This window comes from Indibacter alkaliphilus LW1, assembly GCF_000295935.2.
Taxonomy (GTDB): Bacteria; Bacteroidota; Bacteroidia; order Cytophagales; family Cyclobacteriaceae; genus Indibacter; species Indibacter alkaliphilus.
Map to the genome: position 1 here is coordinate 57,630 of NZ_ALWO02000030.1, position 18,222 is coordinate 75,851.

At 40.4% G+C, this 18,222-nt stretch carries 14 protein-coding genes and 1 riboswitch; of the genes, 10 read left to right on the top strand and 4 right to left on the bottom strand.

Features of this window, described 5'->3' with window-relative positions:
• The first annotated feature begins 12 nt into the window (after positions 1–12).
• The 8 genes from A33Q_RS08200 to A33Q_RS08235 all read left to right on the top strand — a co-directional run bounded on the left by A33Q_RS08200 (position 13) and on the right by A33Q_RS08235 (position 11,365).
• Positions 13–1,614, top strand: a complete 1,602-nt coding sequence (locus A33Q_RS08200) for a RagB/SusD family nutrient uptake outer membrane protein (RefSeq protein ID WP_009036032.1) — start codon at positions 13–15, stop codon at positions 1,612–1,614.
• A gap of 119 nt (positions 1,615–1,733) precedes the next feature.
• Entirely contained in the window at positions 1,734–3,938 is a 2,205-nt protein-coding gene (locus A33Q_RS08205; protein ID WP_051394837.1) for a S9 family peptidase, read from the top strand.
• 104 nt (positions 3,939–4,042) lie between these two features.
• Complete coding sequence (locus A33Q_RS08210; RefSeq protein WP_009036034.1) at positions 4,043–7,102, top strand: beta-L-arabinofuranosidase domain-containing protein; 3,060 nt, start codon at positions 4,043–4,045, stop codon at positions 7,100–7,102.
• 339 nt (positions 7,103–7,441) lie between these two features.
• Positions 7,442–7,816, top strand: a complete 375-nt coding sequence (locus A33Q_RS08215; protein WP_009036035.1) for a hypothetical protein — start codon at positions 7,442–7,444, stop codon at positions 7,814–7,816.
• Positions 7,817–8,024: 208 nt separating this feature from the next.
• Positions 8,025–8,411: a hypothetical protein gene (locus A33Q_RS08220; RefSeq protein WP_009036036.1), complete on the top strand. Its 387-nt coding sequence runs from the start codon at positions 8,025–8,027 to the stop codon at positions 8,409–8,411.
• Between the two features lie 88 nt (positions 8,412–8,499).
• Complete coding sequence (locus A33Q_RS08225; RefSeq protein WP_040490264.1) at positions 8,500–9,342, top strand: MbnP family protein; 843 nt, start codon at positions 8,500–8,502, stop codon at positions 9,340–9,342.
• Positions 9,343–9,345: 3 nt separating this feature from the next.
• A complete protein-coding gene (locus A33Q_RS08230; protein WP_009036038.1) occupies positions 9,346–10,410 on the top strand; it encodes a cytochrome-c peroxidase in 1,065 nt (354 codons plus the stop codon).
• Positions 10,403–11,365, top strand: coding sequence for a hypothetical protein (locus A33Q_RS08235; protein WP_009036039.1), 963 nt, complete (start codon positions 10,403–10,405; stop codon positions 11,363–11,365). The genes A33Q_RS08230 and A33Q_RS08235 overlap by 8 nt, the downstream gene beginning before the upstream one ends.
• 225 nt (positions 11,366–11,590) lie before the next feature.
• Here the strand turns inward: A33Q_RS08235 and A33Q_RS08240 are convergent, their stop codons facing one another.
• From A33Q_RS08240 to metE, 3 genes are all read right to left on the bottom strand, one after another.
• Entirely contained in the window at positions 11,591–11,977 is a 387-nt protein-coding gene (locus A33Q_RS08240; protein ID WP_009036040.1) for an acyl-CoA thioesterase, read from the bottom strand.
• Positions 11,974–12,543: a PAS domain-containing protein gene (locus A33Q_RS08245; protein ID WP_009036041.1), complete on the bottom strand. Its 570-nt coding sequence runs from the start codon at positions 12,541–12,543 to the stop codon at positions 11,974–11,976. The genes A33Q_RS08240 and A33Q_RS08245 overlap by 4 nt, the downstream gene beginning before the upstream one ends.
• A 66-nt stretch (positions 12,544–12,609) precedes the next feature.
• Positions 12,610–14,916: a 5-methyltetrahydropteroyltriglutamate--homocysteine S-methyltransferase gene (metE, locus tag A33Q_RS08250; RefSeq protein ID WP_009036042.1), complete on the bottom strand. Its 2,307-nt coding sequence runs from the start codon at positions 14,914–14,916 to the stop codon at positions 12,610–12,612.
• Positions 14,917–15,084: 168 nt separating this feature from the next.
• Positions 15,085–15,288, bottom strand: a riboswitch (cobalamin riboswitch).
• A 435-nt stretch (positions 15,289–15,723) separates the two neighbouring features.
• Between metE and A33Q_RS08255 the strand changes: the two genes are divergently transcribed.
• A complete protein-coding gene (locus A33Q_RS08255; RefSeq protein WP_009036043.1) occupies positions 15,724–16,053 on the top strand; it encodes a DUF6686 family protein in 330 nt (109 codons plus the stop codon).
• A gap of 180 nt (positions 16,054–16,233) precedes the next feature.
• Here A33Q_RS08255 and A33Q_RS21520 read toward each other — a convergent pair whose 3' ends face one another.
• Entirely contained in the window at positions 16,234–17,250 is a 1,017-nt protein-coding gene (locus A33Q_RS21520; protein ID WP_009036044.1) for a helix-turn-helix transcriptional regulator, read from the bottom strand.
• 114 nt (positions 17,251–17,364) lie between these two features.
• Here A33Q_RS21520 and A33Q_RS08265 point away from each other — a divergent pair.
• On the top strand, positions 17,365–18,222 hold an 858-nt coding region (locus tag A33Q_RS08265), incomplete at its 3' end, for a carboxypeptidase-like regulatory domain-containing protein (protein WP_040490248.1).

The window sequence follows — 18,222 nt, forward strand, 5'->3', positions numbered from 1 at the left end:
AAATATAGAACTATGAAAAAGATAATTAAAAAATCATATAAAATTCTCGCTTTATTCCTTTTGTCTACGATGGCATGTACGGATTTGAGTGAAAGGCCATATAATGTGTTAGTGGAGGAAGATTTAGGTTCTTCCCCTGAGGTTCTGGCAGCATTGACGGCCCCTGTATATACAAGGCTTACAGATTTGCTTTATGGATGGCATGGTTATTTTGACTTGGTAGAAGAATGCTCAGATGCTATAGTGACACCAGCTAGACCAAATGGTTGGATAGATGGCGGTGTTTATCGAAATATGCATATGCATACCTGGAATGCTTTTCAATCCCATCCGTCCGGATTATGGAACAGGGCTTATGGTTCTCTAAATATTCTGAACAATGCTTTGCTGAATTACCAAACGATTGAAGGTGAAAATATTCCCGTATTGGTCAGTGAGCTTAGAGCGCTGAGAGCATTTTACTATTACTTATTGGTGGATGCATTTGGAAATGTACCGATAGTGACGGAAGAAAACCTGCTCACTCCGGATGAGCTTCCGTCACAGTCTAGCCGCAGAGAGGTGTTTGATTTCATTGAGGCAGAACTACTGGGTATTATGGATATTATTCCTGAAGAGAAGGTCTATGGAAAAATGAACAAGTGGGCTGCTAAGATGATTTTAGCAAAAATCTACCTAAATGCGGAAGTATATATTGGAGAAGCTAAATATCAGCAAGCAATAGCTCAGGTAGACGACATCATCAACTCGGGACTGTATATTCTTGAACCTAATTACCATACCAATTTTGTTACCAATAACCAATCCTCCAGGGAGCAGATTTTCTCTGTAATTTTTGATGAGACCAGAGCAGGATGGTTCCACTACCATTGGAAAACACTTCACCCTGCAAGTGCAGCTACATACAATCTTGGGACTGCTCCATGGGGAGGTAGTGCAGCTATTCCTCAGTTCATCGATACTTATGAAGAAGGGGATAGCAGATTTGATATATGGATTAGAGGGCCTCAGTTTTCACTCAGCGGTCAGCCAATTTTCAACTCTATGGATCCTTCCTTGAGAGAAGTGCAGTTAGACTACCAAAATACAATGGGTAGTGTAGATGCAACCAGAGAGTATGAAGGGTACAGAGTCGGGAAATATGAAATTGAAATCGGTTCGGTCGGTCCTCTAAGCAATGATGTTCCGTTTTTCAGATATGCAGATGCATTAATGATCAAAGCTGAAAGTTTGCTTAGAACAGGAAATGCTGATGCAGCGGCCCAAATTGTCACTGAAGTTAGGATGCGTTCATTTGAAAATCCCGATGATGCAATAGTAACAGGTGCTGAATTAATGCAGGGTAGTAGGTATCAATATGGAAATTATGAGTCAGGTAGTATCGTAAGCCTGGAAGGTGGTGACGATATTCAGTATGGAAGATTTCTGGATGAGTTGGGTTACGAATTTGCAGCTGAGTTCCATAGAAGGCAAGACCTAATAAGGTTTGGTGTGTTTACCAGCAAATCATGGTTGACTCATAGACCTAATGGTAACCATAGGACTATCTTTCCTATACCGCAACCTGCAATCGACGCCAACCCAAACCTAAATCAAAACCCAGGTTATAATTGATTTGGTTGTTATTTAAAGAATACCCTGTGATTGCTGTTGCAGGGTATTCTTATATAAAAAAACATGAATTGAATCCCAGTCAAATGAGTTTATTCTGTAAAAAATTTATCAAATCCTCAATGATTTTATGCTTAGTTGGAGGATTTGTTTGGAATGCTTTTTCCCAAGGGCTTAAAGAAGACTACCTAAGAGCTGAGCAAGTAAAGGAAAGCTTCTCGAAGGTATATAACTCTCCAAGTTCATTTTCCTGGACAAAAGAAGGGGACTTTTTTTGGTATTCAAAAGCAACTCCATTGGGAAATGAGTTTTGGAAATTTGAAGTAAATACAGGTAATAAATCCAGGTTATTTGAAAATAAAGTCCTTGTTTCCGCTCTAAATTCATTCGAAGGAATTGAAGTAAAGGAAGATAATCTTGGTATTTCAATCGTTGAGTATGACATTGATGAAAATCTAGTGAAATTCAGGTTTGAAGGTTATGAATGGGATTTCATACCCGATACTGGTGAACTGTTGAAAAAAGAGAAAATAAATAATGCAACAAGAAAGTATTGGGGACAGAGCACTGATGACAAAGGTGGGGATCCGGTCTTGAGCCCGGACAAAAGTTTATCAGCATATATAAAAGACCATAACCTATTCCTAAAGGATGGGGAAGAGGAAAAGCAATTGACATTTGATGGATCACCTGGAGAATACTATGCTGTTGATATCAAATGGTCTCCGGATGGTAAAAAGATTGCTCTCACAAAAATAAGGCCTGCTGAAGTCAGAAAGCTTTACCTTCTGGAATCTACACCCAAAGAGCAATTACAACCAAAGTTGCATGAAAGAGATTACAGAAAGCCAGGAGATGCATTGCCGATCAAAATACCTGTTATGGTAAATTTGGAAATGGATAAGGTCCATTTTTTTCCTTTAGAGCTTATTCCGGATCAATATTCTGTTCACAGACTTGAATGGAGGGAAAACAGTCAATCTATCACCTTTGAGTACAATCAGCGTGGGCATCAGGAGTATGCAGTTTACAGTATGTACAGTGACGACGGAAGTATCAAAAACCTTATAAAGGAAGAGAGTCCAACTTTTATAGATTACAGTGGAAAGTATTATAGGAAGGATCTCAATAATGGGAGTGAAATCATTTGGTCTTCAGAAAGAGATGGATTTAGACATCTCTATCTGTATGATGGCAAAGAAGGCCGTGTTATCAATCAGATCACAAAGGGTGAATGGGTAGTCAGGGAAGTGCTGGAGGTCAATGAGGAAACCCGAAGTGTATTGTTTTTGGCAAGTGGAATGAATTCTCAAGAAGATCCATACCACACCCATTTTTGTAGGATTAATTTGGATGGATCAGATTTTGAAATTCTTACAAAGGAGGATGCCAATTATTCAATTAGTCTTTCCCCTGATCGCAGCCATTTTATCGCAACATACAGCAGACAGGATAGACCGCCGGTGTCAAAAGTGTATTCGTTGGGAAAGAAAGTTAATGAGCTTCATACGGTTGAAATCGCTGATATTTCAGACATAGAAGAGGCAGGATGGACTGCGCCGGAAATATTCCATACTACGGGAAGAGATGGCTCAACTGATATTTGGGGATTGATCATAAAGCCCAGCAATTTCGATCCTTTAAAAAAGTACCCTGTTATAGAATACATCTATGCCGGGCCACACAGTTCGCATGTACCCAAGTTTTTTAGACCCAATTATTATGGATTAAATGAACTAGCTGAATTGGGTTTCATAGTGGTGCAGATCGACGGAATGGGGACCTCTAACCGATCCAAGGCTTTCCATGATGTCTGTTACCAAGATCTAAAGGATGCAGGATTTCCAGATAGAAAAATTTGGATTACCGAAGCTGCTAAATCCAGGCCTTACATGGATATAGATAGGGTAGGAATATTTGGAACTTCTGCCGGTGGTCAAAATGCTGCCGGAGCTCTGGTTTTTCACAATGATTTCTACAAAGTGGCTGTTGCTTCATGCGGTTGTCATGATAACCGAATGGATAAAATTTGGTGGAATGAACAATGGATGGGGAAAATTGGTCCGCATTACGAAGCATGTTCCAATACAGTCAATGCAGACCTTCTTGAAGGCAAATTGCTACTCATTGTCGGGGAATTGGATGATAATGTGGACCCTGCCTCAACGTATCAGTTTGCAGATGCACTGATAAAAGAAATGAAGGATTTTGAGTTTATCATGGTACCAGGAATGGGACATAGTTCCGGTGGAAGTTATGGGGAACGTAAAAGAAGGGATTTTTTTGTGAGAAACTTGCTAGGTTCCGAACCACCAGCATGGAATTAATAGAATAAAATAGCAATCTTTATTAGAACTGGACGATCTCATTGAATCCTATTCAAAGCAGTATTGTCAAACTTAAAAATGTAATAGATACAATTAGTAAAAACATGATATTGAAAAATTCATTTACCAAATACGTTTTAATCATCTGTATTTTCCTGCAAAGTTATGAGTCATCTTTTGCTCAGGAAGGGGATCAGATTTTGGATGGAATAGGCGAAACGGACCTGATAGCCAGGTATGTTTTTGATGGTGACCTTAAAGATTGGTCACGTAATAATCTTCATGCATCTACCTACTCTGAAAATGTGGAATTTGAAGCAGATGAACGGTTTGGAAAAGTACTTTCCATGACCGGGAAAAAAGGGGAAAACCTTATACTTCCAAGTGAAATTTTAAGCAATGTAGAATCCTTGAGTATTTCAGCTTGGGTTTACCTCAGGTCTGATAAATCAGGTCAGTACCTTTTGGATTTTAGTACAAATGGTAAAAGTTATTTTGCTGCCTATCCTGTAGGAGTTGAGGGAGATTCAAATTTCAAAATAAATATTGAGGACCATAAAGGGAACAGCAAATCCATATCGGGAGATAGCGTCCCTCTGAATAAATGGGTACACCTGGTTTTTGTCTATGATATACCATCTAAAGCTTTCAAAACCTATGTGGACAGTAAACTAATAAAGGAAACACCTGAGCTCAAAAATGAACTTCTTAGGATATTTAGTAGTGAAAATCTTAAAAATCTTACCATTTCTTTAGGGGGATCTGCTACACCGGAAGCCGAAAGCTTGGATGCCCTCCTTCATGATGTAAGATTTTATAGAGTACCATTGGCCAATAGGCAGGTAGCAAGTATTTATTTTAATGCATTTAGAGATGTAAATCAAAACATTGCTCACAGCAAAAAAGTCGAGGATGACTTGCCTGATTATCCTGAAGATGAGGCAAAGCTGTACAATGTGTTTTTGTCAAATGTAGAGGACATAAAAGTTGAAACAGAAGTTGGAAGCTTGCCAAGACTTCCAAGCCATGTAAAGGGATCTTATGTAGATGACCTCAATGGTCCTTTGGTAAGGGTGATTTGGCCGGCACCCAAAGACAATGAATTGGTTTCGAAAGTAGGTCTTTATACGGTTAAAGGAAAAGTCCCGGGTACGGATTTTGAACCTGTAGCCACAGTGTCTGTCAAAGCAAAAACAAATAGTTCTCCACCACAGCAAAAGTTGGAGTTATTTAAACTTCATCAAATCAACTTGGAGGAAGATCAAACTGGCCAAAAGACCAAATTTATAGAAAATAGGGACAAATTTTTACTGACTCTGGCAGAGACAGATCCAAACTCCTTTCTCTACATGTTTAGACATGCTTTCGATCAACCCCAACCTGAAAATGCAGTTCCATTGGGAGTTTGGGACAGTCAGGAAACAAAGCTCAGAGGGCATGCTACCGGTCATTACCTTACAGCTATTGCCCAAGCATACGCAAGCACTGGCTATGATGAGGTTCTCCAGCAGAATTTCTTGGATAAAATGGATTATATGGTCAATGTGTTGTATGATTTATCCAAACTTTCTGGAAATAAAGTCAATGGAAAAGGTAATGAGGATCCAGTACTTGTTCCAAAAGGTCCGGGAAAATCAGATTTTGACTCTGATCTAAGTGATGAAGGCATTAGAAGCGATTATTGGAATTGGGGAAAAGGGTATATCAGTGCCTATCCTCCAGATCAGTTTATAATGCTGGAAAAGGGTGCTACTTATGGGGGACAGAAAAACCAAATTTGGGCCCCTTATTATACACTCCATAAGATTTTAGCAGGTTTGATTGATATTTATAAAGTAAGTGGGAATGAAAAAGCATTGGAAATCGCCAAAGGAATGGGAGAGTGGGTATATACGAGGTTGGATGCGCTTCCCCAAGAAACCTTAATCAAAATGTGGAATACCTACATAGCAGGGGAGTTTGGAGGTATGAATGAAACAATGGCTACTTTGTATGAAATTACTCAAGATCCCCGGTTTCTAAAGGGAGCACAGCTTTTTGACAATATTCAGATGTTTTTTGGAGATGCAGAGTATTCCCATGGCCTGGCCAAAAATGTAGATACATTCAGGGGCCTTCATGCCAATCAGCATATTCCTCAAGTAGTAGGCAGTTTGGAAATGTACAGGGTTTCAGCTAAGGACGAGTACTTTAGAGTAGCTGATAATTATTGGTTTAAGGCAGTGAATGATTACATGTATAGCATTGGAGGAGTCGCCGGAGCTAGAAATCCGGCAAATGCAGAATGCTTTATTGCCGAACCAGCTACGCTTTATGAAAATGGTTTTTCATCTGGTGGACAAAATGAGACCTGCGCAACTTATAATATGTTGAAGTTGACAGGTAACCTGTTTTTATTTGAACAGCGGGGAGAGTTAATGGACTATTTCGAAAGGGGATTGTACAACCATATTCTTGCTTCAGTGGCTGAAGATAGTCCTGCCAATACGTATCATGTGCCTTTAAGACCTGGATCCATCAAACATTTTGGTAATGCAAAAATGACCGGGTTTACTTGTTGCAATGGTACTTCAATTGAAAGCAATACAAAACTCCAGCAATCTATTTATTATAAAAGTATTGAAGAAAACGCTGTTTACGTCAACCTCTTTATTCCTTCAACATTGGATTGGGAAGAGAGAAATATCAAAATCAAACAAGCAACGAGTTTTCCCAAAGAAGATAAAACACAGCTTTTGGTAGAGGGTGAAGGTGAGTTTGTACTGCACCTAAGAGTCCCCTCCTGGGCCAGAAAGGGTTACCATGTGAGTATTAATGGCAAAGAGATTCAATTAGATGTAAAGCCGGGAAGTTACATTGCTATCAGTAGATTTTGGGAAGATGGTGATAAAGTGGACTTAAGAATGCCCTTTGATTTTTACTTGGATCCGGTGATGGATCAACCTAACATCGCAAGCCTATTTTATGGGCCAATATTATTGGCAGCACAGGAGTCTGACGCAAGGAAAGAATGGAGAAAAATTTCATTTGACAAAAAGGATATAGGAAAATCAATTAAGGGAAATCCCGCTGAGTTGACCTTTACAATTGATGGAGTTGAATTTAAACCGTTTTATGACACTTATGGCAGGCATTCAGTATACCTGGATGTGAGTTTGAACTAAAGTATATATATATGGTGTCCTTGCAGGAAAATTTGGGTTTTCTGAATATTCAAGGCTTCTTAAAAAATTTTCTTCAGAATAAGAAAGTAGGGTAAATCTAAATCCTGCTTTCTTTTTTATGCATCAAGTGCTGTTTTAGTATTCTATATAATCATAAAAAATACCGAAATGAAAATTCTAAAATCTTTTTTGCCCCAAAGGTTTCCCAAGATTCATGAGAAATGAATAAAAATGCTTTGCCCTGATGAAATCATTTAAACAGAAAAGAAGCTGTAAAAGAGGAGCTGAAAAATTCAAACCTGTTTGTTTAATATTCTCCCGTGCCCTACCTTTGCCACCATGTTGAAAAGCTTGCTTTACATAGCCATGGCAGCACTTTTGGTATTGAACGGAATGGTGTATTCCCTCATCCAAGGATCCTATGAGCTAAACAAAGCAACGATTATTGAGAATTTTTGTATCAACAAAGCGCAGTCGGATCTGAAATGCGACGGCAAATGTTACCTTGCCCAACAACTGAAAGCAGAGAAGGAAAAGCAGGAGCAGAATAGTCAGCATTCCTTTTCCCTTGACTTTGGCCAGTTTATAGCTTTCCAAGCTGATTGGGAATTGTCAGGACCTATGGCAGCTTTTGATATTACTTTTTCAAAACAATTTTCTGAACTTGTTTTCAGCAATTTTATAAGTTCAATTGATATTCCTCCACAGATTTGAGCTTGGGTTGTTAGGTCTGATTGACCTTAATTCTAAGTCTCTATTCTCTGGTTTTTGTCCGTTTAAAAATCAGTGAGCTTGTTTGGAATTTAGGTTTCCGCACTACAACCATTTTTTCCCGTCATTTGATCCTGGCGATGCCCCGGGATGTCCCATCTTTATAAATTATTTGTAAGCCGCTACTGACTAGTTCAGTTTAGGAAAATTCATGGTACGCAGTCTTTTTGTCATCAGTATGGCTTGGATGATCATACTCAACAGTATGGTCTATTCGGTTATTTGTGTCAATTTTCAGCTGAACCGCTCTTTTATTACGGAGATGTTTTGCGAAAATAAGGACATTCCCATGTCCCAATGTAATGGGCAGTGCTTTCTAAATAAGCAACTGGACCAAGCAGCTCAGGATCAGGAATCCAGCTGGATGGATTTTCGTTCTGATTTTAACTTGTTTACACTTTTTTCCCTAGATCTTGAGCTTTCAAGGCTTTGCCTTGCAGTCGACTTTGATCATGTTGGGTTTTTGAAAAACAAGGCCTATCAAAGCTACCTTAGGGTCCTGGGCAGGCCACCTGCAACAGCAAGCTTTTTATTATAGAATTCCCACAAACTGTCATTCTGGACACTTTGTGGAACAGGTATGGCCTGTTCAGCTACATTTTCAAAAATTAAAAATCAAATTCAAAATGAAAGTTTTCAAAAATATCTATTCAATCCTATTGCTGTTTGTTGCAGTACTATTCTCATGTCAGGAATCAGAAAACCCAACCATCAATGAAAAGGGAGAGATGATTGTCAAATTCGACAATTATGTAGGTAATCAAACCATGATCTTGGATGAATTGGGCAGTACCAATTACCGATATACGACTGCCAAAGGTCAAGAATTCAACATCACAAGTTTTGGCTATTACATCAGCCATATAAAGCTTTCCGGACCAAATGGGGAAGTCTTTGTTGATGAGATGAATGCTACGGCAGATGCGGGCCAAATCAAAGGATACTATAGGGTAGTTCAGGGAGAAACAGATACCTACAATATTCATTTGAAGGATGTTCCAGCCGGTCAATACAATAAGATAGTTTTCAACCTTGGTGTGAGAGAAGACGGAATTCAAGAAGGTGCTGTTGGTGGTATTTTAGATAGGGCTTCGGGAGGCTGGTTCTGGAACTGGAATTCCGGATTTATCAACTACCTTTTTGAAGGTCATTCACCATCATCACCGGTCGTGCAGGGGGATATTACCAACCGGGTTAGGTTGCATATCGGAGGATGGAAAAATATTCCATCTGAAAACGAAGACCCACAAAGGTTTTTCGACAATAATGTGGAGATATCACTGGATTTTGATGCTACAGTAAGGGTAAGTGAAAGCCTACGTCCCTCTCCTCACATCCATATGGACTTATTGAAAGTCATTGGCGATGCAGATTTTGAGATGGAAAATAACATCCATTCCCCTGCTGCCGGTAAACCTTTTGCCCAAAGACTTGCAGGGGCATTTATTGTGGATCATACACATCAGTAATTTATGATTAGCTGTTACAAAACAAGAGTCAGGCTTTTTGGGCCTGTACTCTTGTCAATTATGATGGTGATAAATGGATGTGAATCAGTTGCTGAGCATCCTAAAGTTGATGCGTACAAGTTTGAAAAACCGGCACATTTCCCTGAACCGACTTACACCTTCAGAAATAATCAGGTCAATGAAAAAGGGTTTAAACTTGGAAAAAGGTTGTTTAATGATCCTTTTCTTTCCCGGGATGGTTCCATATCCTGCTCCTCCTGTCATGTACAGAGCCATGCATTTGCGGATATCATGCTGCATCCCTTCAGCTTCGGTGTGGAGGATAGAGAAGGAAAAAGAAATGCACCTCCTTTATTCAATCTGGCATTCCAAAAGGAGTTTTTCTGGGATGGTGGAGTGACTCATTTGGACTTTACTCCCATTTTGGCCTTTGAATCAGAAATCGAAATGGATCTCAGCTTTGAGGAAGTAGTGGCGAGGATTAACAGAAGTGCAGATTATCAGACTTTGTTCAAAGATGCTTTTGGCATTGAGGAGGTGACCGGTCCTTATGTGTTGCATGCCCTGAGTCAGTTTATGCTAATGATGGTGTCCGCTGATTCTAAGTATGACCGCTATATCAAAGGTGATCCTAAAGCACTCACGTCCTTGGAACTTGATGGACTACAGCTTTTCAGGCAACATTGTGAAAGCTGTCATCAAGAGCCTTTGTTTACAGATTTGAATTACAGAAACAATGGTGCCCAGCGTTCAATCACGGATTTGGGAAGAGAGACCGTAACCGAACGGATGCAAGACAGGGCAAAGTTCAAAGTTCCTTCTCTTCGGAACATTGAAGTGACCAGCCCATATATGCACAATGCAAGGTTTGAGACCTTACAGCAGGTCTTGGATCACTATTCAGATGGGGTTACCGAACAATTGACCATCGATCCGAAAGTATTTGCTGATGGGAAACCAGTAATTGCTCTCACTTCAGAAGAAAAAGAGAAAATTATAGCATTTCTAAAAACTTTGACTGACCCTGGGTTTCTTTCAAACCCTATATTCTTCAACAATAATGACTAAAACAATTAAAATAGCACTAGTACTACTGGCCTTTGGAATGTATCATACACAAGCTCGAGCTTGTGATGCTTGCGGTTGTGCTTTGGGGGGATTCAATTTTGGTGTGATTCCACAAAATGAAGCGCATTTTGTGGGTGTACGTTATGCCATAGCCCAATTCTACGCTAACTCTAGGCATGGTGGTGTATTGGAGTACTCAAATGATACCTATCAGCGGGCAGATTTTATGGCTAGAATTGCTTTGAATGAAAAATTACAGCTAAACCTTGTACTTCCCTATATGTACAATACCATGAATGGTAGCCACGAGTCTGAACAATTAAGTGGACTTAGTGATCCTATGCTGATGCTTAACTATAAACTATTGGACCAAAAGGGGAATCCTATGGAAAAATGGCTCCACAATCTTTGGGTTGGAGCGGGTTTAAAAGCGCCTTTGGCCGAATTTCAGTTTTCAAGAACAGAAAATTTGATCAATCCAAATTTTCAATTGGGAAGTGGATCCTGGGACTATTTGGCCATGCTCAACTATACCAGCATGAGTAACCGCTTCGGATTAAATCTTGAGGCTGTGTATAAATTCAATACGTTCAATTCACAAGATTATCGCTTTGGTAATCAATACAATGCACAGGCAAATGTGTTTTACAAAACATTCATCGGCGGAACACAGCTTTTCCCTTTGATAGGAGTGTACCATGAGTTTGGGGGTCAACATACCCATGAGGGCTTTTTGCAGGCCAATAGCGGTGGAAGATTAAGTATGGCCCAAGTGGGGGCGCAGGCCCAGTTTAAAACCTGGATGCTACATACCAACTACCAAGTGCCCATCAGTCAGGATTTCAACAGCGATACTCATGTGACTATTCAAGCGCAGAACAGGTTTTCACTGACTGTTGTGAAATTTATTGGGAAGAGGAAAGAGCAAAATGTATTTTCTTTTCAACCTGACTAATTTAATTAGTTATCATTCCAGACCTACTTTCAAAAGAAAAGGCAGTTGTTGACTGTCTTTTCTTTTCTTTTTTATCTAAATCCATTGTGAAAACACTCCTTTCTATTCTTGAATTTGTCTACTTTTTATTCGCGGTACTACTTATATACTGAAGGAAAATCCGTCCTGATTGGATCATAAGATTGCTTTCTTGGATTCTTTGGGAAAATCCATGGGGATGCTTGATTACAGCACCGGGACCGGAACTTTATCCTCATTAATCGCTACAAAAGTAAACCCACCCTTGATAGCTGATCTGCGATCTTCTGAATACATTTCCTCTACAAATATTTCTACCTCTACCTCAAGGCTGGTCCTACCCACCTTGACTACTTTTCCTACCAGTTCAATGATGGTGTCTGCCGGAATGGGCTGGTTGAAATCTATCTTCTTGGAGCTTACCGTCACCATCTTCTTTCTGCCGAAGCGCGTGGCAGTCATAAAGGCCACTTCGTCCATCAGGTACATGGCCATACCGCCGAATAAGGTGTCGTAGTGATTGGTGGTATTGGGAAATACCACTTTGAAAACACGTGTTTCTGAATCTTGTATTTTTTGTTCTAATGTTTTCATATTTCTCTTTCTAATGCCAGAAAATGGGTTAAGTCCCGCTCTTTGTTGAAGATAGGGTGGATCTGGACCAAGCATTCATAAGCCTGGCCTGATTTGCGGTAATTGGTGAGTTGGACTTGGAATGTTTTACTGCTTTTTAAATTTAATTTCAATTGCTCAATCTTTTTTGGATCAGTCCCTGGCCCCTGGAGAAGAGATGGCTTCCTGCCCAATATCTCTTGGGACGTATAGCCGGTCATAGACTCAAAACCGTGACTGGTCCACAATATCCTCCGGTCAAGACCTGTGAGAACAAGTGCTTCAAAGGGAAAACCCCTTAACGCTTCATCAAGGTCAATTTGCCAATTGTACTGATCCCCGACTTTTTTCAAATAACTGACATCCAATTGCCTTGACCTTGTTCCTGCCAAATCCATTGCAATCACATCCATGCTATGGAGGACATATGGGGCAGCTTGAAAGGCATTATTTTCAATAAACCTTTTTGTTGCTTTGTGGGTTGGGGTCTTGATTGTAACTACATCCAAACAATGAATATCATGTAGCTTCTTACTCTTAGGTTCCATAAAGATTCTTTACTAAAATAAGGATAAGCACCACCTGAATCTGAGATTCAAGTGGCGCTGTAATGTTTATGCAGTATCCAAGACCTGCGAACGAAGTACTTTGGCTGCTTCTACCATATTGATCAAAGCGGCCTTGGTTTCTTCCCATTGCCTGGTTTTCAATCCGCAATCAGGGTTGATCCAGATGTTGTCCTCAGGAAGATAGGTCATCGCCTTTTGGATAAGGTCTATGATTTCTTCTTTCTTTGGTACCCTTGGAGAGTGGATGTCATATACCCCTGGTCCGATCTCGTTGGGATACCTGAAATCCTTGAAAGCCCCAAGTAATTCCATCTCTGACCGGGAAGTCTCTATCGTGATGACATCTGCATCCATATTGGCAATGTGGGAAATGATGTCATTGAACTCGGAATAGCACATGTGGGTATGAACCTGGGTTTGGTCCTCCACCCCACTTGAAGAAAGCCTAAATGCCTCAATGGCCCAGGTCAGGTAATTGTCCCAGTCTTTCTTTCGTAGCGGAAGACCTTCTCTAATGGCAGGTTCATCAATCTGAATGATCTGAATGCCTGCTTTTTCCAAAGCCAATACTTCTTCACGTATGGCCAGGGCAATCTGAAATGCTGTCGTCGATCTCGGCTGATCATCTCGGACAAAAGACCATTGCAAGATCGTGACAGGTCCTGTCAACATGCCTTTAACCTGACGCTTGGCAATTTTTTGGGCAAAGACAGACCATTTGACAGTCATGTCCACTGGTCGGCTTACATCTCCAAAAATGATCGGAGGCTTGACACAGCGGCTACCATAAGACTGCACCCATCCGTGTTGGGTAAAGGCAAAACCATCCAGGAGTTCTCCGAAGTATTCTACCATGTCGTTGCGTTCAAACTCCCCATGAACCAGTACATCCAATCCGATTTCCTCCTGCCAATGGATCACTTCTGTGGTGGCTTTTTCGATTTCCGCATCATATTGCTCTTGACTTAGCTCTCCCTTTTTCAATTTGGAGCGTAGTAAGCGAACTTCTTTGGTCTGGGGAAAGGAACCAATAGTAGTGGTTGGGAACAGGGGCAGCTGTAGCTTTTCTTTTTGGATTTTTTGTCTGCTGGTGAATTCAGCCTTTCTTTTAAAATCCGAAGCTTTCAAACTAATCAGGGCATTTTTTACCTCTTTGTTATGCACCTTTTTCGATAAGGCCTTCTTGGCAATAGACTGCTCATTCTGTTTCAGATACTCCAGAGAATGCTCCGCATCCGGAAGGATGGCAATTTCTTTGAGTTCCTGCAGTTCATCCAGTTTTTGCTTACCGAATGAAAGCCAGTCCTTAAGCTCAGGATCAAGCTGAATTTCCAGATCCAGATCATACGGTGTATGTAGAAGAGAACAGGAGGGGGCTAGCCAGACCTTTTCCTTGCCAAGCTTCTCTATAGCTTTCCTGATGTATGTCAGTGAATTTTCATAGTTGTTTTTCCAGATATTTCTACCATCTACCAGGCCCAATGAAAGGGCCTGATGGGCCAAAGCAGGATGCGCCAATATATCATCCAATTGGGAGGGACACCTCACAAGATCCAAATGAAGTGCATCTACAGGTAGGCTTAGTGCAATGTCAAGGTTATCGCCATAGCAGTCAAAATAATTGGCCAGAATGATTTTTAGTTCTGGAAATGCTGTATGCAGGCGCTGATAAACTTCTTGGTATTTAACTTTGACTTCAGCTGTAAGGTCCAATGCCAGACAAGGTTCATCGATCTGTATCCAAGTAGCGCCAAGATCCTGCAACTTTTTCAGAATTGCAGTATAGGTGGGCAGTAACTTGTCCAATAGGTCGATGCTGGAAAAGCCTTCTTCTTTTTCTTTCCCTAATAAAAGGTAAGAAATAGGACCCAATAGCACAGGTTTGGCTTGTATGCCCAACTTCTGGGCTTCTTCAAATTCCCTGAATGGCTTGTCTCCTGAAAGTGAAAATGTCTGGCTTTTTGTAAATTCAGGTACCAGGTAATGGTAATTGGTGTCAAACCACTTGGTCATTTCCAAAGGCTTAAGATCAAAGCCCTCCTTTTGATAGCCTCTGGCCATGGCAAAATAGAGTTCATTAGAAGACTTTTGGGCTGCAAGCTTTTTGAATCGCTCAGGGACGGCTCCCACCAGGACAGATAAGTCCAATACCTGATCGTACAGGGAGAAGTCATTGACAGGAATCCAGTCGATTCCTGCATGCTTCTGCGTTTCCCAATTGGAAATTTTGATTTGCAGTGAGACATCCTCCAAATCCTGTTCGGAGATTTTTCCTGCCCAAAAAAGCTCCTCGGCCTTTTTGAGCTCACGCTGACTACCTATCCTCGGGTAGCCAAGATTGTGTGTTTGCATTACGTAAAAGGTTAAATTTTAAAACATATTGTTTTAAAACTCCGCAATACACCCGTGAAAAAGTCAAATAGGATAAGACAGGACAACATACACTGCTCCCATGAAAGCTATGGGTCAGCTAATGAAGTTATGCACCAATCCTGACTTGTACCCCAATCCACGAGGGTATTTGTCAATACAAAATAGGCAAGTCTCCTGACTTGTGACATTTTCTGCCGGCCTTCTCATCCTTTTGCGATATTCAGCATCTGGACAATGGCACACTTGGGCAAAAAACTTTTCGGGTCACTTACAGTTGCGGGACAGCTCATGATTTGCACATGATTCCTTATTAATCAGTATCTCTACCGAACCTGCTTTGCGTTGATGAAATTTTAAAAACAAAGAACTACCTGCAAAAGAGTGGAAAAATATATCAAATTCAAATAGTATTGACTAAAAGGTTTAGTTAAGCCTTCTTTGAAAGCTTGCCTTTCAATGGTTTAATAAAAGCAAAACTTGGGGGATTTATTTGCCCTGAAATAGTTTTGTTTTTTTATTACCTCAGTGCGCTTGGTGATTAAACCCTTAATTTTGAGATTCATTTTATAAATCTCACACTGGGAAAATTCAATAGATTAAATCTATTTAGAATTAATCTAAATAAATTTGATTTTTTAGTTTTGATCCCCATTTTTGTACCAGATTATAACTGAACTGAACAATCCAAAGATATCAAGTCCTGGATCCGGAAATATTGGTTTTATAAATAGGGTTTATTTGTAACTGCACCAGATCCGGATTCCAGGCACTAACTTAAACTGAGAGATGGGCAAAAGTTGTACAAGTGTTCTATTGGCAGAAATGCCGGGCAGCAATGTTGTCAAATGTCTTCAATCGGGCATGGTAAGATGGTACTTCAATAATTTGATGGTGACTTTTTTGGAAGTGGATTTCCATACTTTCAGTAAATCATTCCAAAACATAGATTTTGATGTCAAAAGCTGGCAGACGGAGGAAGGGAATAGATTTGTGGTAATCAATACCTGCCATCAAAGCATTCAGTTTGTAATCAAAGAATGTGAACACCATCGCCTCTCAGAACTATTTGAAAAGGCCAGAACTGAACTGGAAATACTTCAGATTTTGAACGGTTAATTTTTTAATGGTCTGGGGAGGGTTAATGACATATGGCCCTCCCCCTTATTTTTAAAAACCAGACCTTGACTTACATGCTTCCCTGCAAGCCAATCATTGATGGGATATGTCAATATGAATTTCTTGGAAATACTCAGGGGAGGCAAGCAGGTAGAAGGTTTCAGGCTTTTGTAACTCCAATCAGAAACTATTGGATTCCCTGTAAGCCTTGGGCAACATTCCGAAGGACTTTTTAAAAGCACTGCTGAAGTGTGTGGCATGACTGTATCCAAAATATTCCGCTATGTCAGCTATAGGTTTCTTTGAAGAAGCAAGCAATTCTCTGGCTTTTTCCATTTTAAATTCATGCAAATAGTTATAGGCAGTTTTGCCAAAATGCAGTTTAAAATGTTTCTTTAAGTTGAATTCATTGGTACCTACCAACAAGGCCAACTCCTTTAATCCCGGAGGATTACTGAAGTTTTCAAGTAGAATGGATTTTGCCAGTTCCATTTTTTCGATGTCTTCCGGCTTTAAGAACTGAGCAGTTGTAGGATAAGAGTCCTTTTCTTCCAAACTATCCATCAAAAGGATAAATGCTTCTTTGATCTTAATCTCCACATAATGCGCTAAAAAACAGCCTGCATACTTTTTGGAAACAAAATGCAACAGCAATTGCCGAAGCTCAGGACTGACCAAAATACCTTTCTCAGAAATTAACCTTGGTTCATTGCCTGAAATATCCCTTAGAAGTGTTCCAAGGCCAAGAAAGATCTTTGAAAAATGCTTTTGGATGTAATCTATATGGATGTTGACAACCAAAGTTTCAAATACTTCTTCTCCTTCATACTCCACCCGGATTTCCTGATCGCCATAGAAAATCATATTGGCCATACCCGACGAAAGACTGTAGATAAGCTCACCGGTTTTGTTGTTGAAATATTTGAGATGGCCTGCCAGACAGAAACTTAGCTGTATGTAGTTTTTCTGTGACAGCACATGGATGGTTTGAGGTCTGTGATCTGGAATCCTCTTGGCATGACAATAATAAATAGCATCTGATAAATACTCAGCTCCTTGGATACCCGGAAACTCCAGTTCCCTCAAAATTACTTTTGGATGGGAAATACCTTCAGTACCCAATCGCTGAAAAATTCCTTCTTCTTGATCTAAAAGACGACTGAATAATTTTACGTTACTTTTTCCCTTTACCGTCATTTTAATTCCTTATAGCGTCATTGATACACCGTACCTGAGCTTAGATTTGCAGCACAAACTTAATTCTTTTTTAGACTAAGTCTAAATAACAGTAGTGAAAATTATCTGAAGCCCATGAAAAAAATTGTACTTATTGTTTGTGTTTTATTTGCGTCAACCCAAACGAATGCCCAGCATTTTCATGCCTCTGGGACCGTCATAGAAGATTATTCTAAAAACCCCCTGCCGGGTGCTACCATACAGATCAAAGACAGACCGACGACTGCTGTAACTGATCAGGATGGAAAATTCAGGATGTATGCCAACCCAGGAGATGTGTTGATCATTAGATTTATCGGATTTTTGTCAAAAGAAGTCATCGTCCCGGAAGCAGAAGAGGAGCTGATCATTTACCTGAAGGAAAATGCCACTTTGCTGTCTGAAGTAGAGGTGGTCGGGGCGCTGGGCATAAGTCGATCGGCCAAAGAACTGGGCTCCTCATCCAAGATCGTGGAGTCTGAGGAGTTGAATCAAGGCAAAGTAGTCAACCCGATATTCGGATTGTCAGGAAAGGTTGCCGGCTTAAGGATCAATATGTATGACAGTAAAGTAGATCCTGCAGCCCAGGTGGTACTTAGAGGCAATAGATCACTTCAAAGAAGCTCTGGAATTGATGGCAGAAACCCCAATGAACCCATCTATGTGGTGGATGGTGTCCCGATTCCTGACATCTCCAGACTCAACCCCAATGACATAGAAAGCATCACCGTGTTAAAAGGTGCCAATGCTGCAGCCCTGTATGGCTCGGAAGGTGTCAATGGTGCGCTTATGATCACTACAAAGAGAGGAACCAAGGGAAAAGGTCAGGTAAGGGTCAGCAATACCACTACATTTTCCAATGTTTACCTCTTGCCTGAGGCCCAGACTGTTTATGGTCAGGGTAACAATGGAGTCTACAGTCCGGTAACTTTTGAATCCTGGGGGCCTGCTTTT